This is a genomic window from Nocardiopsis halophila DSM 44494 (assembly GCF_000341245.1).
GTDB classification, from domain to species: domain Bacteria; phylum Actinomycetota; class Actinomycetes; order Streptosporangiales; family Streptosporangiaceae; genus Nocardiopsis_A; species Nocardiopsis_A halophila.
Genome location: NZ_ANAD01000138.1, coordinates 70197 through 89560, shown reverse-complemented (window position 1 = coordinate 89560; position 19364 = coordinate 70197). Strand labels below are relative to the sequence as shown.

The 19364-nt window shown below is 75.2% G+C and carries 18 protein-coding genes and 1 pseudogene; 8 read left to right on the top strand and 11 right to left on the bottom strand.

Going from position 1 to position 19364, the window contains the following annotated elements:
- Positions 1–209: 209 nt before the first annotated feature.
- The gene (locus D450_RS0116785; RefSeq protein ID WP_017539818.1) at positions 210–1112 is read left to right on the top strand and encodes a hypothetical protein; all 903 of its coding nucleotides are present in this window, start codon (positions 210–212) and stop codon (positions 1110–1112) included.
- Between the two features lie 488 nt (positions 1113–1600).
- Here the strand turns inward: D450_RS0116785 and D450_RS0116780 are convergent, their stop codons facing one another.
- The 11 genes from D450_RS0116780 to D450_RS0116730 form a co-directional block, all read right to left on the bottom strand.
- Complete coding sequence (locus D450_RS0116780) at positions 1601–2929, bottom strand: L,D-transpeptidase (RefSeq protein ID WP_017539817.1); 1329 nt, start codon at positions 2927–2929, stop codon at positions 1601–1603.
- Between the two features lie 198 nt (positions 2930–3127).
- A complete protein-coding gene (locus D450_RS0116775; RefSeq protein WP_017539816.1) occupies positions 3128–4447 on the bottom strand; it encodes an LCP family protein in 1320 nt (439 codons plus the stop codon).
- Between the two features lie 284 nt (positions 4448–4731).
- Positions 4732–4983, bottom strand: coding sequence for a GlsB/YeaQ/YmgE family stress response membrane protein (locus D450_RS0116770; RefSeq protein ID WP_017539815.1), 252 nt, complete (start codon positions 4981–4983; stop codon positions 4732–4734).
- A 371-nt stretch (positions 4984–5354) separates the two neighbouring features.
- A complete protein-coding gene (locus tag D450_RS35750) occupies positions 5355–5648 on the bottom strand; it encodes an ArsR/SmtB family transcription factor (RefSeq protein ID WP_449289470.1) in 294 nt (97 codons plus the stop codon).
- Between the two features lie 833 nt (positions 5649–6481).
- On the bottom strand, positions 6482–7219 hold the full coding sequence (locus D450_RS30440; protein WP_039820600.1) for a hypothetical protein: 738 nt from the start codon (positions 7217–7219) through the stop codon (positions 6482–6484).
- Between the two features lie 172 nt (positions 7220–7391).
- Complete coding sequence (locus tag D450_RS0116755; protein WP_017539813.1) at positions 7392–8981, bottom strand: solute symporter family protein; 1590 nt, start codon at positions 8979–8981, stop codon at positions 7392–7394.
- On the bottom strand, positions 8978–9358 hold the full coding sequence (locus D450_RS0116750; protein ID WP_017539812.1) for a DUF485 domain-containing protein: 381 nt from the start codon (positions 9356–9358) through the stop codon (positions 8978–8980). Before D450_RS0116750 ends, D450_RS0116755 begins: the two co-directional genes overlap by 4 nt.
- The gene (locus tag D450_RS0116745) at positions 9355–11172 is read right to left on the bottom strand and encodes a sodium/solute symporter (protein WP_017539811.1); all 1818 of its coding nucleotides are present in this window, start codon (positions 11170–11172) and stop codon (positions 9355–9357) included. Before D450_RS0116745 ends, D450_RS0116750 begins: the two co-directional genes overlap by 4 nt.
- Complete coding sequence (locus D450_RS0116740) at positions 11172–11522, bottom strand: hypothetical protein (protein WP_017539810.1); 351 nt, start codon at positions 11520–11522, stop codon at positions 11172–11174. The genes D450_RS0116745 and D450_RS0116740 overlap by 1 nt, the downstream gene beginning before the upstream one ends.
- On the bottom strand, positions 11522–12334 hold the full coding sequence (locus D450_RS0116735) for a LytR/AlgR family response regulator transcription factor (RefSeq protein WP_017539809.1): 813 nt from the start codon (positions 12332–12334) through the stop codon (positions 11522–11524). Before D450_RS0116735 ends, D450_RS0116740 begins: the two co-directional genes overlap by 1 nt.
- Positions 12331–13377 (bottom strand): sensor histidine kinase, encoded by a 1047-nt coding sequence (locus tag D450_RS0116730; RefSeq protein ID WP_017539808.1) that lies wholly within the window; start codon positions 13375–13377, stop codon positions 12331–12333. The genes D450_RS0116735 and D450_RS0116730 overlap by 4 nt, the downstream gene beginning before the upstream one ends.
- 91 nt (positions 13378–13468) lie before the next feature.
- On the opposite strand from D450_RS0116730, the gene D450_RS0116725 reads away from it, so the two are divergent.
- The 7 genes and pseudogenes from D450_RS0116725 (at position 13469) to D450_RS0116695 (ending at position 19344) form a co-directional block, all read left to right on the top strand.
- Complete coding sequence (locus D450_RS0116725) at positions 13469–13960, top strand: GNAT family N-acetyltransferase (RefSeq protein WP_017539807.1); 492 nt, start codon at positions 13469–13471, stop codon at positions 13958–13960.
- A 220-nt stretch (positions 13961–14180) separates the two neighbouring features.
- A complete protein-coding gene (locus D450_RS0116720) occupies positions 14181–14942 on the top strand; it encodes a DeoR/GlpR family DNA-binding transcription regulator (RefSeq protein WP_017539806.1) in 762 nt (253 codons plus the stop codon).
- A pseudogene (locus D450_RS32570) lies at positions 14939–15664 on the top strand (1-phosphofructokinase family hexose kinase); the annotation flags it as partial. The gene D450_RS0116720 and the pseudogene D450_RS32570, both read left to right, overlap by 4 nt.
- Positions 15665–15876: 212 nt before the next feature.
- Positions 15877–16407: a PTS sugar transporter subunit IIA gene (locus D450_RS0116710; RefSeq protein ID WP_017539805.1), complete on the top strand. Its 531-nt coding sequence runs from the start codon at positions 15877–15879 to the stop codon at positions 16405–16407.
- A complete protein-coding gene (locus tag D450_RS0116705) occupies positions 16404–17897 on the top strand; it encodes a PTS fructose transporter subunit IIC (protein WP_017539804.1) in 1494 nt (497 codons plus the stop codon). The genes D450_RS0116710 and D450_RS0116705 overlap by 4 nt, the downstream gene beginning before the upstream one ends.
- Positions 17898–18072: 175 nt before the next feature.
- On the top strand, positions 18073–18357 hold the full coding sequence (locus tag D450_RS0116700) for an HPr family phosphocarrier protein (RefSeq protein ID WP_017539803.1): 285 nt from the start codon (positions 18073–18075) through the stop codon (positions 18355–18357).
- Between the two features lie 186 nt (positions 18358–18543).
- On the top strand, positions 18544–19344 hold the full coding sequence (locus D450_RS0116695) for a sporulation protein (protein ID WP_017539802.1): 801 nt from the start codon (positions 18544–18546) through the stop codon (positions 19342–19344).
- The last annotated feature ends 20 nt before the right edge of the window (positions 19345–19364 follow it).

The following is a 19364-nucleotide window of genomic DNA, read 5'->3' as shown; positions in this document are numbered from 1 at the left end:
CCGGGAGGGTTCACGCCGGCCGGCGGTCCGCCAGACCCGCCGGACGGCCCCGCCCCGAAGGATCCCCGCCCACCAGGCGCGGGAGCCCACGGACGGGGAGCCCGCACACCCCACCGTCCAGAAGTGGCCGCACCGCGCCGGAGGCCGGGCGCGAAGCGGCGATCCCCACTGCACATGCGATGACCACACGATCCGGGAAGGATCTCCCAATGTTCGAGTTCGCTCGGAACTCCGCGAAGGCCGTTCTGGTGGCGGCGGGCGCCGCCGGCTTCGCCGCTCTCGGCGCGGGCGCCGCGGCCGCCGCGCCCGCCCCGCAGGCGCTCTCCCCGCTGACCGACGCCGCCCCGCTGGTGGCCTCGGCCGCGCTGGCCCCGGTCACCGCCCCGCTGGCCGCGGGCGAGGTGCCCGACATGGCGCGCACCGCGCCCGCCCCCGACACCCGCAACCTGGCCCTGGCCGGGCACGACGCCTCCGGCGCGGGCGGCGCGGTGGACCAGGGGATGACCGCGCTCGACGGCGCCGTGGACCAGGCCCTGGGCCAGGGCGCGGCCGGCCCGCAGCGGCAGAGCGCGCCGCTGGCCGGCGGCGCCGGGCACCCCGCCAAGGGCGTCAACGGCCTGGTGCACGGCACGGCGAACAGCGTCCCCCGGGGCAACCCGGCGCCCGGGGCCGGGGGCGCGGTGCGCGACACCGCGGACACCGTCACCGACATGGTCGTGGTGGCCGAACAGGACGACGTGCGCACCATGAGCGCCGAGCAGGGCGTCGCCGGCGGTCTGGCCGGGACGGCCGAGGGGCCGGTGCGCGAGGTGCTGCCGAACACCGCCGGGGAGCTGGACGCGATGTCCGAGGAGCCCCCGGTCTCGGTGGACGAGGGCGCCGTCGGCGACACCCTCGCGGGCGGCCTGCCCACCGAGGGCCTGGCCGCCGAGGAGCTGCCCGCCCCCGCGTCGCTGCCCGAGACGGGCCTGCCCACCGGGGCCGTGCCCTCCGACGGGCTGCCCTCGGACGCCCTGGCCACCGACAGCCTGAACGCCGACGTCACCGACGGCCTGGCCGTCGGCCCCGAGCTGCCCGGCACCGACGCTCTGCCGGAGGTGCCCCTGGGCTAGCTCCCCGAGGCCGTGCGTCCCGCGAGTCTCCGTCCACCGCGGGACGCACGACGGCCCTGGGCGGCGCGCGACCGGCCCCGGCGAGCGGGGCGTCCGGCGGGGTTGTGGGGACCCCCCGGACGGAGACGCCGGTGGCCAGGTCGCCCGTCCAGGGCCCCAGGTGCCGCCCGCGGTGTCCGCTGGGACCGCGGGCGGCACCGCTGTTTCCGGGGCCGTCCCGGGGCGACGGCGCGCAGTGGGGCCCGGCTCCGGGGTCCCGTGCTTCCACCGGCCTGAGAAGGATCGCCGTAGTCCAGCGGTCACGCTCCGGCCCGCCTACCTGGACAACGGGGCCCACCGCCCGGCCGGCGGGCGGCCCCGGCCCTTCGCCCGGACCCGTTCCCGTGCCCCGACCGAGAAGGCGGGCCCGACCGGTCGATTCCGGTCGGGCCCGCCTTCCCGCTCTTCGGCCTTCGTGCCCGGCTCCGATCAGGCTCGGGCGGGCAGGGTCAGGCCTCGCCCTCTTCGGCGGCCTGGTCCCCGTCCTTCTTCCCGGACTCCTCCGGGGCGGCGTGCGGGGAGCCGGGGGTGCCGGAGGACTCGGTGGAGGTGGGCTCGCCCAGCGCGCTGCCCTCGACCCACTCGTCCCAGCCCCGGACCCAGAAGCCCCAGCCGTTGTCGACCTCCATCTCGCGGCCGCTGTTGACGACGTCGATGGGGTCGCCCGGAAGGCTCTCGTCGTAGATCCACTTGGAGTCGGAGACCGCCATGTTCACGCAGCCGTGGCTGGTGTTGGCCTCGCCCAGCATCCCGTTCCAGGGAGCGCTGTGCAGGAACTCGCCGGAGTCGGAGATGCGGACCGCGTAGTCCACGACCTCCTCGTAGTAGTTCGGGTCCTCCGGGGAGACGCCGAGTGTGTCGTTGCTCATCCGGTAGTTCGTGTGCTTCTCCATCACCAGGTGCACGCCGCTGCGGGTGATGTAGCTGTGCTGGGTGTTCTGCCCCAGGCTGACCGGGAACTCCTTGAGCTTCTCCCCGTCGCGCTCCACGGTCATGTGGTGCGCGTCGTTGTCGATCTCGACGAGCTGCTCGCGGCCCACCTCGAACTCGATGCTGCTGTTCTCGATGCCGTACACCCCGTCGGAGGCCTGCACCCCCGCCAGGTTCAGGTCGACGGTGACCTTCTGGTCGGGCTCCCAGTACTCCTCGGTGCGGAACACCGCGCGCTTGTCGCCGAACCAGTTCCAGGCGCCCTGGGCCGGCTTCTCCGAGACCACGTCCATCGCGGCCTCGACCCGGTCCTTGTTCTCCACCGGCATGTCGAAGTCGATGACGATCGGCATGCCCACGCCCACCGTCTGCCCGTCCAGCAGGTTCCGCGCGCGGGTGTCGGTCTTGACCTCCAGCCGCTTCCCCTCGACCGCGGGCTCCACCGAGAAGCGGCTGACCGCCTCGGTCTCCTCGCCGTCGGCGTTCTCGGCCACCGCCGTCACGGTCACGTCCGTCCCGGGCGTCAGCGTCCAGTCGCTGGTCCAGGAGGCCTTGTCCTCATCGAGCGACCCGGTCATCGAGGTGTCGGGCTCGCCCTCGCCCTCCGGGGCGGCCTGCTCCACCACGACGTCGGTGATCTCGCCGTTCTCGGCGTCGACGGTGACCGGGGCGTCCGGGGCGACGGTCCCGGTCCCGTCCTCGGGGGCGATGGCGACTTCCGCCGCCTCGGCGGCGCCGGTCAGGTCGCCCTCGTCACCGCCGGTGCAGGCGGTCGCGGCGAACACGGCGGCCGCGACGCCCAGCGCCGGCAGGCGGCGGGTCGACAGCAGGGCGGGGCGGGGAGTCACTGGGGGTCCTCCATGTCGTCGGTGCGGTACGGGGCGGATGCGGCGCGTGGGGAGTGCGCACTCCGTGCCCCGTTCGATCCCGCTTCGGGGGATTCGGTTCGGAAAAGTGCGGGAGAGTACCGGGGGACATTCCACCAAAGCCGGGCGTCCCGCGCGGCGCCGGGGGCGCGGGCGACCGGATCCGGCCGCCCGCGGGCCTCACCGGCCGTCGTCGCCGGTGCCCTCGCCGAGCCCGTCCTCGCACGGGTTCGCGGTGGCGTCGCGGCCCTCGATGCCGTCCACCCCCTCGTCCCCGTCCTCCGAGGCGCCGTCGGGGCCGAGAGCGACCGGGGCGATGTGGCCGCCGCCGTCGGCGGACGAGGGCTCGGCCCCCGGGGAGGGGGACGGCTCGGCGCCGGGGACGGACGGGGAGGACGACGGGCCGTCCTCCGGCTCCTGGTCGGGGTCGCGGTCCTCCTTGATGGCGGCGAACAGCTCGGCGGCCTCGTCCGTGCGCCAGACCACCCGGTTGGGGTCGCCGGGCGCCTGGGCCCAGGGCACGGTGTAGAAGCCGATCTCGTCGAGTTCGGACTCGCTCAGTGTGGAGGCGATCGAGACCATCTTGTCCAGGGACAGGTCCCGGTCGGTGGCGGTGTGCTCGGAGATCGAGCGCAGCAGCCCGTCCAGCCGCCCGGGGTCGGTCAGCACACCGCCCCCGGTCACCTCGGCGGCCAGCGCCCCGAGGAACATCTGCTGGCGGTCGATGCGCCCGATGTCGCCGCCGTCGCCGATCTCGTAGCGGGCGCGCACGAACGCCAGCGACTCCTCGCCGTCCAGCCGCTGCCGCCCGGCGTCCAGGTCGAGCTGGGCGCGCTCGTCCTGCATCGGTTCGGGGATGCACATCGGCACGCCGCCGATGGCGTCGACCATGTCCCGGAACCCGACGAAGTTCAGGTGCACGAAGTGGTCGATGCGCACGTCGGTCAGGGATTCGATGGTCTTGACCGCGCACGGCGGCCCGCCGTGGAACAGCGCCGCGTTGATCATGCCGTAGTAGCCCTGCGTCCCCTCGGCGTCGCCGTAGGCGTCGCACTGGGGCAGCTGCACCAGGGAGTCGCGCGGGAAGTTGACCACGGTGACCCGCCCGCCGGGCGAGATGTGCGCGAGCATCAGCGAGTCGGAGCGCTCGCCGACGAAGTCCTTGCCGCCGTAGGCGGCGTTCCCGTCCTCCCGGTCGTCGGACCCGATGAACAGGATGTTGGCATCGTCCCCGATCTTCTCCGGGCGCTCCTCCTCGTCGAGGGCGGCGTTCAGGTCGTGCTGGACCATGTCGGAGCGGAGCGAGTGGTAGTAGCCGTAGGCGGTGGCGGCTCCGGCGGCCAGGACCACGGCCAGGGCGGCGGCGGTCCAGCCGACCGCGCGGGCGAGCCCGCGGCGGCGGCCGCTCCTGGGCGGAGTGCCGGGCGGCGGCTCGGCTGCGGCCCCCGCGGGCGGATCGCCGGGGTCGCCCGGAGCGGGGCGGGTGGCGTCATCGGGCATCGGTGGGGATCTTCTCGACGGGAGCGATGGACGGAGGTCCGTGCGGTTCCGGCCACCATGCGGGGGAGAGAAGGGCCGACAGGACACGGGCGGACCACGGCGCGGTGGTGGGGATCGTCCTCCGCGGGTGAGCTGATTTTACGAGACGGGCGCCCTCAATTGCGCGTGGGGGATGCCCGTATTCGGAATCGTTGCCCGGAAACCCGGGGGAAATTCCGCGGGGCGCGTGCGGACCCGTTCGCGACCTCGGAACGGTCCGCCGCGCGCCCCGCGCGGGCCGCGGATCAGCCCCGCCGCGCGTACAGTCCGTCCGCGAGGTAGACCAGTGCGGCCGCCACGACGATCTGCACGATCAGGACGAAGATCCAGAGGGTGGAGAACAGCGAGGCGATCCAGCCCCCCACGAACGCGGCGATGATGCCCAGGAGCAGGGTGAGCCAGATGGACAGGTGCTGCTTACCGGGGATGACCAGGCGGCCCAGGGCCCCGATGATCAGTCCCACGACGATCGCGCTGATGATGCCGGTGATGGTCACGGCGTTCCCCCTTCATCGCACCGGATGGACCGGCGGGGCGTGCGGCCCCGCAGGTATACCTATCCGCGTTCCGGGCTGTGAATGTGTGCCGAAGGGCGCTTTTGTCGTCCTTGGAAACACTGTGACCTGCACTTTTAGAGTCTGGTTGAAGGGTGTGGCGCCGAGGTGAGCCCGCTCGGCACCATAGGTGGGGCGTGACCGCGCCGAACCCGCCGCGCCGCACCGCGTGCAGGACGGGCACACGGGACGGCGCACGTGTTCGCCGGACCCGGCCGGGGGCAGGGATGGGGGTGCCCCCGGCCGGTCCATCCGACGGACCCACGCCGTGGAGCCCGCTGCGGACGTTCGACCGCGGCGGCTCCCGCGGCACCTCACGTGCGCCGCCCGGCTCCCAGCAGCTCGGCGCCGGCCGCGGTCAGGGTGTGCAGGACATGGTTGCGGTCCCGGGTGCTGACGATCAGGCCCGCCTCGCGGAGCACCCGGGTGTGGTGGCTGGCCGCGGCGGGCGAGATGTGCAGCCGCGCCGCCAGCTCGTTGGTGGTGGCCCCGTCGGCGACGACCGTCAGCGCCGCCGCCCGGGTGGCGCCGAGCAGGTTGCCCAGCGCCCGCTCCCCGCCCGAGGAGAGCACGTTCTGCCTGCGGGTGCGGTACACGCCGTTGTGCATCGGGTAGACGAGCACCGGCGGCAGCTCCGGGTCGGCCAGCGCCACCGGGAACTTCCAGCAGAAGTAGGACGGGATCAGGCGCAGCCCGCGTCCGCGCAGGGGCAGGTCGATGTCGTGGTCGCCGGGGTAGACCACGTGCAGCACCGGCTGCTCCCAGCGCATCAGCGGCTCGAAGCCGGCCAGCAGCCCGTGCACGCCGCCTTCGAGCAGGTCCCGCGAGCGCCGCACCCGGTCGGCGTCGACGTCGGCGTGCAGGTCGTCCCAGAACGGCTCCAGGGCGACGCGCCGGTACTCNCGCCCCCGCCGGTCCCCGTCGGCCAGCGCGCGCGCCCACGAGCCCAGCCCGTCGCCCATGGCGGCCACGATGCCCAGCTGCGCCTCCAGCTCCCGGCGGGGCAGCCTCTCGATCGCCTCCAGGGCGGGTTCGAACCCGAACTGCCCCTCGTCGGGGGTGAGGAAGTCGGGGAAGTACATCGACTGCGGGGCGATGGGGATGAGCCGGTTCTTGAGGGCGGGGGTGAGCCCGGAGGCGGCGAGCCGTTCGCGGGCCTCGCCGTACCAGCGGTCGACGAGGTTGCGGCCGCGGCGGTTCTGCAGCCGGTGCAGGCTGAGCACGAGCTCCCACATGGGGTCGGCGCCGGGCGCGACCCGTGTCCGGGCCAGGTCCGCGTCGGTGAAGTGGATGCGCAGCATCGGTGGTCGGGTTCTCCGCGATGGCCGGGCGGGGTACGCCCATCGTTTCAGGTCGGAGCCCCGGCCACCATGCGGAGCAGGGCGGGGGCGGGTAAGGGGTCCGTCCGTGTTCGGTCAGCGGATCAGACGCCGGTGCCGCCTCACTCGTTCCAGAAGTCGCTCTCCTCGGGGTCCTTGGTGCGGGCCTTGGTACGCGGGCGGCGGCCCGGCTTGCGCGCGGACGAGCCGGACGAGGACGCCCCTGACGTGGAAGGGCCGGAGGAGGAGCCGGACGGGGACGATTCGGCGGACGCGTCCGGCGACTCCGCCCCCTCCGGTGCCGACGGCCCGGACGGCGCCGTTTCGGACGCCCCGGAACCGGACGGGGAGGAGGCGCCGGAATCGGACGCCGGCGCGGCGGCCCGCGGCACGGCCCCGGAGCGGATGTTCAGCGCCTCGTCCTCCACGTCCAGCATCTTCTGCATGCCCTGTGGGGCGGCCGGGACCTTCTCGCCCCGGAAGTAGGAGCCCAGCACCTCCAGCGCGTGGTCGCAGAGCATCCGGCGGCCCTGCTCGGCGCGCTGGCCGCTGAGCTCCTGCAGCTCGGTCAGGTGGAGTTCGCGCAGCAGCCGCACCGCGTTGCGGATCCGCTCGCGGGTGCGGCGGTCGGCGATGGCCACGGCCAGCGTTTCGGCCTCGGCGAGCCCGGTGGTGGGGCCCTCGCCCAGCAGGGCGGCGTCCCGCTCGGCGATGAACAGGCCGGTCAGGCGGCGGATGGACTCGCGCGCGGTGGCCCGGGCCTCGCCCCGGTCGGCGTGGCGGGTCTGCAGCCAGGTGACGGTCGCGCTGCTGGCGAGGCTCACGGCGCCGCCGGTCAGCACGAGGAGGAATTCGTCCACGGCGTTCTCCAGGGGGAAGGGGGAGCGGGTGGTCCGGCAGCATTCGCGAGTCAGGGGCGGATTGTCAAGCTTCGTGGGCCCTTCCTGGGCCCCCGAAGCCGCGCCGGGCCCCCCGGAACCGTTCCCCGCGGGGCGGGGGAGGGCCGCGCCGCGCCGCCCTCCCCCGCGGGCGTCAGTGCGCCACGGCCTTCTCGGCCCCCGCACCGGTGAGCGAGCGGACCTCCATCTCCGCCTGCTTCTCCGGGTCGGCCGGGTCCTTGGACAGCATCGTGCCCAGCCAGCCGAGCAGGAAGGACAGCGGGATGGAGACCAGCCCCGGGTTGCTCAGCGGGAACAGCGCGAAGTCCGCGCCGGGGACCATCGCCGTCTCGCTGCCGGACACCGCCGGGGAGAAGACGATCAGCACGATCGCGGCGCCCAGCCCGCCGTACATGCTCCACAGCGCGCCCGTGGTGTTGAACCGCCGCCAGAACAGCGTGTACAGGATGGTCGGCAGGTTGGCCGAGGCGGCCACCGCGAAGGCCAGCGCGACCAGGAACGCCACGTTCTGGTCCTTGGCCAGGATGCCGCCGGCGATCGCGCAGGCGCCGATCACCAGCGCCGTCACCCGGGCCACCTTGACCTCGTTGACCGCGGACTCCTTGCCCTTGCGCAGCACGTTGACGTAGACGTCGTGGGCGAAGGACGCCGATGCGGTGATCGTCAGGCCGGCCACCACCGCCAGGATGGTCGCGAAGGCCACCGCGGCGATGAACCCGAGCAGCAGCGGGCCGCCCAGGGCCAGCGCCAGCAGCGGCGCCGCCGCGTTCGCCCCGCCCGGAGCCGAGCTGATCTCCTCGGGCCCCACCAGGGCGCCGGCGCCGTACCCCAGCACCAGGGTGAACAGGTAGAACAGGCCGATCAGGGAGATCGCCCAGACCACCGAGCGGCGGGCCTCCTTGGCGGTGGGCACGGTGTAGAACCGCATCAGCACGTGCGGCAGGCCCGCCGTGCCCAGCACCAGGGCCAGTGCCAGGGAGATGAAGTCCAGCTGGGTCAGCAGGTTCTCGCCGTACTTGGCGCCGGGGGCTAGCAGGTCCTGGCCCGCGCCGTCCGGCCGCGCGGCCGCCCGGCCGAGCAGCTCGGACAGGTTGAAGCCGTACAGCGCCAGCACCCACACGGTCATCGCCAGCGCGCCGGCGATGAGCAGGCCCGCCTTGATGATCTGCACCCAGGTGGTGCCCTTCATGCCGCCGATGAGGACGTAGAGGATCATCACCACGCCCACCACGGCGATCACGATCGCCTGGCCGGCCTCGCCCTCGATGCCCATGAGCAGGTTGACCAGGCTGCCGCCGCCGGCCATCTGGGCCAGCAGGTAGAAGAAGGACACCGCCAGGGTGGCCAGCGCGGCGGCGGCCCGCACCGGGCGCTGGCGCATCCGGAAGGCCAGCACGTCGCCCATGGTGAACTTGCCGGTGTTGCGCAGCAGCTCGGCCACGAGCAGCAGCGCGACCAGCCAGGCCACCAGGAACCCGATGGAGTACAGGAAGCCGTCGTAGCCGTTGATCGCGATGGCGCCGCAGATGCCCAGGAACGAGGCGGCCGACAGGTAGTCGCCGGCGATCGCGAACCCGTTCTGCGGCCCGGTGAAGGAGCGCCCGGCGGCGTAGTAGTCCGCCGCGGTGCGGGTGTTGCGGCTGGCGCGGAACACGATGAACAGGGTCACCGCCACGAACAGCCCGAAGATGCTCATGTTGAGCACCGGGTTGATCTCGCTCATCGGTCCTCCTCCCGGTCCTGCTCCTGGCGCGCGGTCTCGCTCTCGAGGCGCTCGCGCAGCCGCCCGGCGACGGGGTCCAGCCGCCGGTTGGCGTAGCTCGCGTACAGGCCGGTGATGACGAACGTCGTCACGAACTGCAGCAGGCCGAAGACGATGCCGACGTTGACGTTGCCGGCCACCGGGGTGCTCATGAACCCGGGGGCGAACACGGCCAGCAGCACGTACAGCAGGTACCAGGCGATGAAGAACGCGGTCAGGGGGAACACGAAGACCTTGAGCCGCCGCCGGAGCTCGGTGAACTCGGGCCCCGACTGGACTTCGCGCCATCGGTCGTCCGGGGCGCCGCCGACGTCGCGCTCGATGCCGGTTCCGGTCACGCCACACCTCCAGGGGGAACGGGTGAATGTGCTCCACGCCACAGTAGGGAGCGGGACATCCGCACGTAACCTGCCCGGGGAGGAACCGCGCGGGTGTGCGCCGAGCGGTCGGTGAGCGGTCGCTCCCGCGCGATGAGCGGCGGGGCCGGTTCCGGCCCCGCCCGTCTCAGCGCAGCGACGGCCCGCGGTGGTCGTCGTCCAGGTGCAGCNCCCAGCGACACCCCCGCCATCACGGCGAACGCCAGCGGGACGGTCCACGGCGCCGGCTGGGCGATGAGCACCCCCGCCCACCCCGGCAGGTCCGGCCCGAACAGGGCCGCGGCGATCGCCCCCGAGGAGGCGGCCAGCCCGGCCGCCACCCCCGCCAGCGCGCCCGCCGGGGTCAGCCGCGGCCACCAGATGCCCAGCACCAGCAGCGGGCAGAAGGTCGAGGCCGCCACGGTGAACCCCCAGGTGACCAGGATCCCCGCGTCGATCCCGGCGGAGGCCAGGGCGGGCAGCACCGCCACCGCGGCGGCCGCCAGCACCGCCGCCCGCAGCCGCCGCAGCCCGCCCGGCAGCAGGTCGTGCGCGACCGCACCGGCGATCACCAGCAGCAGCCCCATCGAGGTGGCCAGGAACGCGGCGAACGCCCCCGCGGTCAGCAGCGCCGTCAGGACCGTCCCCTGCCAGCCCTGGTCCAGCTGGGCGGGCAGCGCCACCACCGCGGTGTCGGTGGCCCCGGACAGGTACAGCTGCGGCACCAGCACCCGGGACAGCGCCCCGTAGACCCCCGGGAACAGGTAGAACACCCCCAGCAGCGCCACCGTGATGGCGGCGGTGCGGCGGGCCGAGCGGCCGTCCGGGCTGGTGTGGAAGCGCATGATGACGTGCGGCAGCCCCATGGTGCCCAGCACGGTCGCGGTCAGCACCGACAGCGTGGCCAGCAGCGGCGGGCCGTCGTCGGCCGCGCCCAGGAGCGGCCGGTGCCAGTCGGGGCCGCCGGGCGGGGCGCTGCCGAGCACCGACGGGACCCGGTCGCCCTCGTCGAACACCAGCGTGCGCCCCGCGCCCACGCGGTGCTCGCCGACCGCCGCCGTCCACCGGGTGCCGTCCCGCTCGGTGATCCCCACGGGTTCGTCCACCCGCAGCACCGCGTCGGTCTGGAAGGAGACCGCGGTGTCCCGCTCGAAGTGGGTGAACTCGGCCGGCTCCACCGCCTGGCCGCGCACCTCGGGCCCGGCCAGCGCCAGCAGCCACACCGCCGGGACGATGAACAGCACCAGCTTCAGGCAGAACTGGAAGGCCTGCACGTAGGTGGCGGCGCGCATGCCGCCCAGCGCCAGCGCGGTGGCCACCACCGCGCCGGCGGTCACCACCCCCACCCAGTAGGGGGTGGGGCTGACCGCGCTGAGCACCAGCCCGGCCGTGCGCAGCTGCGGCACCAGGTAGAGCCCGGCCACCACCAGCACCACCACCGCGCCCAGCCGCCGCAGCCCGGGCGAGCCCAGCCGGGCCTCGGCGAAGTCGGGCACGGTCAGCGCACCCGAGCGGCGCATCGGGGCGGCCACCAGGACCAGCATCGCCAGGTACCCGGCGGCGAACCCGACCGGGTACCACAGCGCGCCGGCGCCGTCCTTGAGCATCAGCCCGGCCACCCCCAGGAAGGAGGCGGCCGACAGGTACTCCCCCGACACCGCCGCCGAGTTGAGCAGCGGCGACACGCGCCGCGAGGCCACCAGGAAGTCGGAGGTGGTGCGCATGGCGGCCACCCCGCGCAGCCCGATCACCAGGGTGGCCAGCAGCAGCGGGGCCAGGGCGGCGAAGGCGACCATCAGCGTCCGCGCTCGATCCGCTCGGCGCGCCGCAGCTGCCAGAAGCCCACCGCGGCCATCGCCGGGTAGGGCAGCGCGCCGATCACCAGCCAGGAGGCGGGCACGCCCAGCACGCGGACCCCGTCCAGGTCGGGCCGGGCCCACAGCAGCACCGGGAGCCCGGCCAGCACCAGCGCGGTGAGCACCAGCGCGCACGCGGCCTGGCGGCGCTGGCGGCGCAGCAGCTCCGCGGCGCGCTCGGCGTCGCCCGGGTCCAGCCGGGCCACCCGCCAGCGCCCGCGGGCCCGGCCGCGGGCGTGCGCCAGGCGGGTCTGCGGGCTGGTGACGGCGGTGCGGCGGGGGCGGTCCATCAGCCGCGCCCGCCCAGCTCGCCGCTGCGCGCCGCCTGCAGCAGCCGCTCGCGCAGCTCGCGCGCGTGCCGACGGCTCACCGGGACGTCGCCCACGTCGGTGTGGGCGAGCAGGCCGCCCGCCGAGTCGCTGCGCAGTTCGAGAACGGCGTCCAGGGCCACCAGGAAGCCGCGGTGCACCCGGGCGAACCCGTAGCCGCCCCAGTACTCCTCCAGCCGGGACAGCGGCATCCGCACCAGGTGGTCGGCGGTGCGGGTGTGCAGCCGCACGTAGTCGCCCTTGGCCTCGGCGTAGAGCACCTCGCCGCGGCGCACGTACCGGGTGCGGCCGGCGGTCTCCACCGGCAGCACCGGCAGCGGGTCGGGCTCGGGGCCGGCGTCCTCGCCGGGCACGGGGGCGCCCCGCACGGCGCGCGCGACCTTGTCCAGGGCGTCGGCCAGCCGTTCGGCGCGCACCGGCTTGAGCAGGTAGTCGACGGCGCCGATGCCGTAGGCGGTGAGCGCGTGGCGCTCGTGGGCGGTGACGAACACGATCGCCGGGGGCTCGCTCAGCCGGGCCAGCAGCGAGCCCATCTCCAGGCCGTCCAGGCCGGGCATGGAGATGTCCAGGAAGACCGCGTCGAACCGCTCGGCCTGGATCTTCTTCAGCGCGCCGAGGGCGTCGTCGGCGGTGGCGGTCTCGGCCACGTCGGGCGAGGCCTCCAGCAGCCGGGCGAACTCCTCCAGCGCGGGACGCACGTCGTCGACGGCCAGGACCCGCAGCCGGGCGGCGGGCCGGTGCGGACGGTGCGGGGGATGCGGGCGCGGGGTCACGGCAGCACCCCCGGCTGGAAGCGGGGGACCCGCACCACGACCCGGGTGCCGGCGCCTTCGGCGGTCTCCACCACCAGCCCGTACCAGGGGCCGTAGACGTGGCGCAGGCGGCGGTCGACGTTGGCCAGGCCCACGGCGTCGCCGTCCTCGCCCTCTTCGGAGAGCACCTCCCGCGCGCGCTCGGGCGGCATGCCGGGGCCGTCGTCCTCCACGCCGATGACGCAGTCGTTGCCCTCGGCCTCCCCGGAGACCTGCACCAGGCCGGTGCCCGTACCGGGTTCGACGCCGTGCCGTACCGCGTTCTCCACCAGGGGCTGGAGCACCAGGTAGGGGACGGCGACGCCGAGTACCTCGGGGGCCACCCGGACCTGGACGCGCAACCGGTCGCCCAGCAGCGCGCGCTGGAGGGCCAGGTAGGTCTCGATGGCGTGGAACTCTTCGGAGACGGTGGTGTAGTCGCCGTGCCGGGCGAGGCTGTAGCGGGTGTAGTCGGCGAAGTCGAGCATGAGGTCCTGGGCGCGGTCGGGGTCGGAGCGCACGAGCGAGGCGATCACGGTGAGCGCGTTGTAGACGAAGTGCGGGGAGATCTCGGCGCGCAGTGCGCGGAACTCGGCCTGGGCGGCGCGTTCGGCGGAGGCCTCCAGCCGGCCGCTCTCCAGCGCGCGGGCGACGAGCAGCGCCGCCTCCCGGACCGCCCGGGGGCCGACGTCGCCGTGCACCATCAGCGCCCCAGCCAGCTCGTCGTTGGCGTGCAGTGGTGCGGCCTGCAGGGGAGCGCTGCCGCGGGGCGCGCCCTCGCGCAGGACGGCGTCCAGCAGGGGAGCGGTGTCGGCGTGCTCGGCGGGCCGCCCGGACCAGACCGTCCGGCCGGACAGGTCGGACAGCGCCAGGCCGCGCGCGCCCAGCAGCCGGCGGAGCCGCCGGGCGGCGCCCCTGCTCCCGGGCCCGTTGAGCCCGTGTTTGAGGCGCTCGGACACGCTCCTGGCCGCGACGAGGGTGGCGGTCGACTGCGTGCGGTCGGGCCGGGCGAGGAGCGGAGGCATGGCCGTCTTCCAGCGTGGAGGGTGCAAAGTGACGTGGGACACGAAACGTCTACGGATTCTAGGCCTCGCCATCTGCGGAAGGGAGAGCGGGATGCGGATGAACTGGGTGATCGGCCCTGCCGACGTCGACGGCCCGGAGGCGGAGGCGGTGCTGCGCGAGTACTACCGCGACATCGTCGCCCGCTATTCCGGGCGTCCGGCGTCCGAGGCGGACATCGACGCCGCCATGAAGGAGGAACCGAGCGACGCCCTGGCCCCGCCCACGGGCCTGTTCCTCCTGGCCCGCAGGGGCGGCGGGGCGCCGGCCGCGGTGGGGTGCGTCGCCCTGCGCTGGTTCGACGGCGGGGTGGCCGAGGTCAAGCGCCTCTTCGTGCACCCGCAGGCGCGGGGCGAAGGGGGCGGGGCCGCGCTCCTGGCGGCGGCGGAGCGCGCGGCGGCCGGGCACGGGGCCGGCCTGGTGCGCCTGGACACCCGCAGCGACCTCGCGGAGGCCCGGAGGCTGTACGCGGCGAACGGCTACACGGAGGTCGCCCCCTTCAGCCAGGGGCCCTACGCCGACCACTGGTTCGCCAAGCGCCTGTAAGGCCTGTCCGGCGGCCCGTTCCGGTCGTCGTCCGAGCGACGACCGATGTCCGGGTGTGCGGGGTCGGCGTCCGGTTCCGTCCGACCGCGCCCTGCCTCGTCCCCCTCGGGCGCCGCCCACCTGGGGAGAAACGGCGGCGGCCCGTGAAGTCACTCTTGTGTTCGTGTGGGATGCATGCTTAAACTCACACATAACCACACGGAAACACAGGAGAAACCACATGTACGGGGAAGAGCGGCGCCGGGCGATCCTCGAACGCGCCCGCGAGGACGGGCGGGTGGAGGTGGCCGCGCTCGCCGAGGAGTTCGACGTCACCCACGAGACGGTGCGCCGCGACCTGACCGCGCTGGAGCGGGCCGGCGCCGTCCGCCGGGTGCACGGCGGCGCCATCCCCATCGAGCGCATCGGCTTCGAGCCCGCCCTCCCCCAGCGCGACGCCCTGATGGCCGCCGAGAAGGACCGCATCGCCGAGGCCGCCCTGGCCGAGCTGCCCGAGGAGGGCACCGTGCTGCTGGACGCCGGGTCCACCACCCGGCGCCTGGCCGAGCGCCTGCCCCCGGGGCGCGAGCTGACCGTGGTCACCAACTCCCTGCCGATCGCCGCGCTGGTCTCCTCCCGGCCCGGCATCACCCCGCTGCTCATCGGCGGCCGGGTGCGCCCCCGCACCCAGGCGGCCGTGGGCGGCTGGGCGCTGCGGGTGCTGGAGGAGGTCTACGTCGACGCCGCCTTCCTCGCCACCAACGGCGTCTCCGCCGAGCGCGGCCTGACCACCCCGGACACCTCCGAGGCCGAGGCCAAGCGGCGGATGGTGCGCGCCGCGCGCCGCGTGGTGCTGCTGGCCGACCGCACCAAGGTGGGCGACGACCGGTTCGCCCGCTTCGCCGACCTCTCCGAGGTCGACTGCCTGGTCACCGACGCCGGGCTGGACGCCCGCCTGGCCGAGGAGCTGGGCGCCGCCGGGCCGCGGGTGGTGCTGGCGTGATCACCACCGTCACCGCCAACCCCAGCGTCGACCGGACGCTGGAGGTCCGGGCGCTGCTGCCCGGCGAGGTGCTGCGCGCCCGCGCCTGGTCCACCGACCCCGGCGGCAAGGGCGTGAACGTCTCCCGCGCCCTGCACCGCAACGGCGCGGCCACCACCGCCCTGCTCCCGCTGGGCGGCGCGCCCGGGGCCGAGCTCGCCGCGCTCCTGGCCGAGCAGGGCGTGCCCTGCGAGCGCGTCGAGGTGGCCGCCCCCACCCGCAGCAACGTCACGCTGACCGACGCCGCCGGCACCACCACCAAGATCAACATGCCGGGCGCCCCGCTCACCGGCGCCGAGACCCGCGCCCTGGTGGAGGCCGCCGACGCCCTGCTGGCCGCGGGCCCCCGCTGGCTGGTGGCCGCCGGGAGCCTGCCGGAGGGCGCCCCGGCCGACCTGTACGCCCGGCTGGCCCGCGCCGCGGCCAGGGCCGGGGTGCGCGTCGCGGTGGACACCTCGGGCCCGGCGCTGCGCGCCGCCGTCGAGGGCGGCGGCCTGGACCTGGTCACGCCCAACGACGCCGAGCTGGCCGAGCTGGCCGGCGAGGAGCTCGCCACCGTCGGCGACGCGGTGGCCGCCGCCCGCCGCGCGCTGGCCCCCGGCAACGGCGCGGTGCTGCTCACCCTCGGGCGGCACGGCGCCCTGCTGGTCGACCGCGGGGCCAGCGCCTGGGCCGGCGGGCCCGCGCTCGCCCCGCGCAGCAGCGTGGGCGCCGGCGACTGCGCCCTGGCCGGCTACCTGGNCCGCAGGAGCGGCTGGCCGCCGCCGTCGCCTGGGGCCGCGCCGCGGCGGCGCTGCCCGGAAGCACCGTCCCCGGACCCGGCGACCTGCACCCCGAGCAGGTGCGCGTCGTCGCCGACCCCGCACCCGAACTGCTCATCAAGGAGCTGTGAGCCATGGCGCTGTTCCGCAGGCGTGCCCGCGCCCCCGAGCCGTCCGCGCCCGATACCGCCGCGCCCGGTCCGCCCGGCGCCGCTCCCCCGCTCACCACCGAGGAGACCGTCCGCACCGGGATGCGCCCCGCCGACCGGCACGCGGCGGTGCGCGAGCTCGCCGCCGCGCTGTACGCCGCCGGCCGCGTCACCGACCTGGAGGGCTTCCTGGCCGACGTCGCCGCGCGCGAGGAGCAGATGCCCACCGGCATGCCCGGACGCGTCGGCCTGCCGCACGCCCGCTCCGCCCACGTCGGCGCCCCGTCGCTGGCCGTGGGGACCGTCCCGGGCGGTGTGGACTGGGGCGGCCCCGACGGGGACGCCACCCTGCTCTTCCTCATCGCCGCCCCGGAGGGCGGGGGAGAGGCGCACATGACCGTCCTGGCCTCGCTGGCCCGCCGCCTCATGCACGAGGGGTTCCGCTCCTCGCTGCTGGAGGCCCCGGACGCCGCCGCGGTGGCCGAGATCGTGAACAGGGAGGTGTCGGCGCCATGAGGTTCGTCGCCGTCACGTCGTGCCCCACAGGCATCGCGCACACCTACATGGCGGCCGAGGCGCTGGAGCAGGCCGCCGCCCGCGCCGGGCACGAGATCCGGGTCGAGACCCAGGGGGCCGCGGGCTCGCCCCCGCTGTCGGCCGAGGAGGTCGCCGCCGCGGACGCGGTCGTCTTCGCCGCCGACCTGGAGGTCCGCGACCGGGACCGGTTCGCCGGCAAGCCCTTCGTCGACGTGGGGGTCAAGGCGCCGATCAGCGACGCCGACGCGGTGCTGGAACGGGCGGCGGCCGCCGCCCGCGAGGCGCCGGCCTCCCCCGGGCCCGCCGGGGCGGCCGAGGCGGCCGGGGCGGGACCTGCCCCGGCCACCAAGGTCACCTCCGGCGCCGGGGCCGGCACCCGCGTCCGCCAGTGGCTGATGACCGGTGTGTCGTACATGATCCCGTTCGTCGCGGCCGGCGGCATCCTCATCGCGCTGGCCTTCATGGTCGGCGGCTACGGCATCGCCGACGCCGAGCCCTCCGAGGTCGTCGACGGCTTCGACCCGCTGTCCGCGCACGCCTGGGGCGCGCTGCTCTTCCTCACCGGATCGGCGGTCTTCGGGTTCCTGGTCCCGGTGCTGGCCGGGTTCATCGCCTACGCCATCGCCGACCGCCCCGGGCTGGTGCCCGGGTTCCTGGGCGGAGCGGCGGCGCTCACCGTGGAGGCCGGCTTCCTGGGCGGCCTGGTGGCCGGGTTCCTGGCCGGGTTCGTCGCGCTCGGGCTGACCCGCCTCAAGGTCCCCTCGGCGATCCGGAGCATCATGCCGGTGGTGGTGACCCCCCTGGTCGCCTCGTTCGTCACCGGCCTGGCGATGTTCGTGGTCCTCGGGCGGCCGCTGGCGGCGCTCATGGGGGCGCTGACCGACTGGCTCGGGTCGCTGACCGGCGGCAGCCTCCTGCTGCTGGGGGCGCTGCTCGGCGCCATGATGGCCTTCGACATGGGCGGTCCGCTGAACAAGACCGCCTACACCTTCGCCACCGCCGGGCTCACCGCGGTCGGCGCGGGCGCGTCGGGGGACCACGTGGAGTTCACCGTCATGGCGGCGGTGATGGCGGCCGGGATGGTGCCGCCCCTGGGCCTGGCCCTGGCCACGGTGGTGCGCCGGCGGCTCTTCAGCCGGGCCGAGCAGGAGAACGGCAAGGCGGCCTGGGTGCTCGGGGCCTCCTTCATCACCGAGGGCGCCATCCCCTTCGCCGCGGCCGACCCGCTGCGCGTCATCCCCGCCATCATGGCCGGATCGGCCGTCACCGGGGCGCTGACCGCCGGGTTCGGCGCCACCCTGCGCGCCCCGCACGGCGGCATCTGGGTGACCCCGCTGATCGGCCACCCGCTGCTGTTCCTGGCCGCGCTGGCCGTTGGCACCGCCGTGACCGCGGGCGCCGTCGTCGCCCTGAAGAGCATCGGCCGCCGCCCCGCCGAGGAGCCCGCCGCCCAGGCCGCCGCGGTCTGACCCGTTTCCGGCACCGGTCCCGGACGGACGTGATCCTGTGGGCCCCTGCCGGCGTCCCCGCACGTATCCGGAGGATCCGCCCGCAGGCCGTCTGTCCCCCGCCTCTGTCCCCGAGCCCGCGTCCCCGATCCCGTCACCACCGACCCCCGCCGTCCGCGCCCCCTGAGGAGGCCCCATGCCCAGCACCGACGTCGCCATCGGATCCCCGGTCGGCCTGCACGCCCGACCGGCGAGCCTGTTCGTCCAGGCGGCCGCCGCCACCGGCCTGCCCGTGACCATCGCCAAGGACGGCGGCGCGCCGGTCGACGCCCGCAGCCTGCTGGCGGTCATGGCCCTGGGCGCCCGCCACGGCGACACCGTCACCCTGGCCGCCGAGGGCGAGGGCGCCGAGGCCGCCGTCGCCGACCTGGCGAAGATGCTCGCGAGCGACCTGGACGCCGAGGGCGCGCCCTCCTCCTGAGGCGGCCCGTCCCACCCGGTCGGCGCTCCCGTCGACGTCCACCCCGCCGAGGGGCCGCCGACCGGGTGCGCGCGTGGATCGCCTGATCCGCGGGCGCTCCGGGGCGGCCCGTCCGGGCCACCGGGAACTCCGCACACCGTCCGGGCGTCCCATGAGCGCGAGCGCGATCCCACCCGGAAGGACGACATGGTCTTCAAACGCCTCCTGGCCGCGACCGGCATCATCGGCGGCCCCACGATCGACACGGTCCTGGCCCGGCCCGACGTCCGCCCCGGTGAGCGGGTCCAGGGCCGCATCGACCTGGTGGGAGGCGAGGCCGAGGCCAACGTCAACCGCATCGACCTGGAACTGCGCACCCGCGCCGAGGTGGAGACCGACGAGGGCGAGCGCCTGAGGACGGTCGACGCCGGCGCCTTCGGGGTGACCGGTCCCTTCGTCCTCGCCCCCGGTGAGCGGCGACGCATCCCGTTCGAGTACCCGCTGAGCGTGCAGGCCCCGCTCAGCGCCGCCTGGGGCGCCCCGATGCCCGGCTCGGAGCTCGGCCTGCGCACCCACGTGGACATCGGCGGCGCGCTGGACGAGACCGACCTCGACCCGCTGCTCGTGCACCCGCTTCCGCCCCAGCAGGCCGTCCTCGACGTGCTCAGGGAGCTGGGCTTCGCGTTCTTCAAGAGCGACATCGAGCGCGGCCACATCAAGGGGACGCGGCCGGAGCTGCCCTACTACCAGGAGATCGAGTTCCGGCCCGGGCCCGCCTACGCCGACCGGATGAAGGAGCTGGAGCTGACCTTCGTCGCCGACGAGCGCGGCGTCCAGGTGGTCATCGAGGCAGACAAGCGCGGCGGCCTGCTCACCGAGTTGGTGGACCGCATCGGCGGCTTCCACCTCCCCTACGAGGGCGGGGTCGACGTCCGGGCGATGGTGCAGCAGCAGATCGATGCCCTGGTCAGCCGCCGTTCGGGCCTGATGGGCGACCTGTTCGGCTGATCAGGCCGGGCCGGGGCGGC

What these genes read in the sequence shown, in the direction of transcription:
- D450_RS0116755 (WP_017539813.1), bottom strand. Translation starts at nt 8,981, where the DNA reads ATGAGCGAGATCAACCCGGTGCTCAACATGAGCATCTTCGGGCTGTTC.
- D450_RS35750 (WP_449289470.1), bottom strand. Translation starts at nt 5,648, where the DNA reads ATGCACAACGGCGTGTACCGCACCCGCAGGCAGAACGTGCTCTCCTCG.
- D450_RS0116720 (WP_017539806.1), top strand. Translation starts at nt 14,181, where the DNA reads ATGTACGGGGAAGAGCGGCGCCGGGCGATCCTCGAACGCGCCCGCGAG.
- D450_RS0116700 (WP_017539803.1), top strand. Translation starts at nt 18,073, where the DNA reads ATGCCCAGCACCGACGTCGCCATCGGATCCCCGGTCGGCCTGCACGCC.
- D450_RS0116710 (WP_017539805.1), top strand. Translation starts at nt 15,877, where the DNA reads ATGGCGCTGTTCCGCAGGCGTGCCCGCGCCCCCGAGCCGTCCGCGCCC.
- D450_RS0116695 (WP_017539802.1), top strand. Translation starts at nt 18,544, where the DNA reads ATGGTCTTCAAACGCCTCCTGGCCGCGACCGGCATCATCGGCGGCCCC.
- D450_RS0116730 (WP_017539808.1), bottom strand. Translation starts at nt 13,377, where the DNA reads ATGCCTCCGCTCCTCGCCCGGCCCGACCGCACGCAGTCGACCGCCACC.
- D450_RS0116740 (WP_017539810.1), bottom strand. Translation starts at nt 11,522, where the DNA reads ATGGACCGCCCCCGCCGCACCGCCGTCACCAGCCCGCAGACCCGCCTG.
- D450_RS0116775 (WP_017539816.1), bottom strand. Translation starts at nt 4,447, where the DNA reads ATGCCCGATGACGCCACCCGCCCCGCTCCGGGCGACCCCGGCGATCCG.
- D450_RS0116705 (WP_017539804.1), top strand. Translation starts at nt 16,404, where the DNA reads ATGAGGTTCGTCGCCGTCACGTCGTGCCCCACAGGCATCGCGCACACC.
- D450_RS0116785 (WP_017539818.1), top strand. Translation starts at nt 210, where the DNA reads ATGTTCGAGTTCGCTCGGAACTCCGCGAAGGCCGTTCTGGTGGCGGCG.
- D450_RS0116725 (WP_017539807.1), top strand. Translation starts at nt 13,469, where the DNA reads ATGCGGATGAACTGGGTGATCGGCCCTGCCGACGTCGACGGCCCGGAG.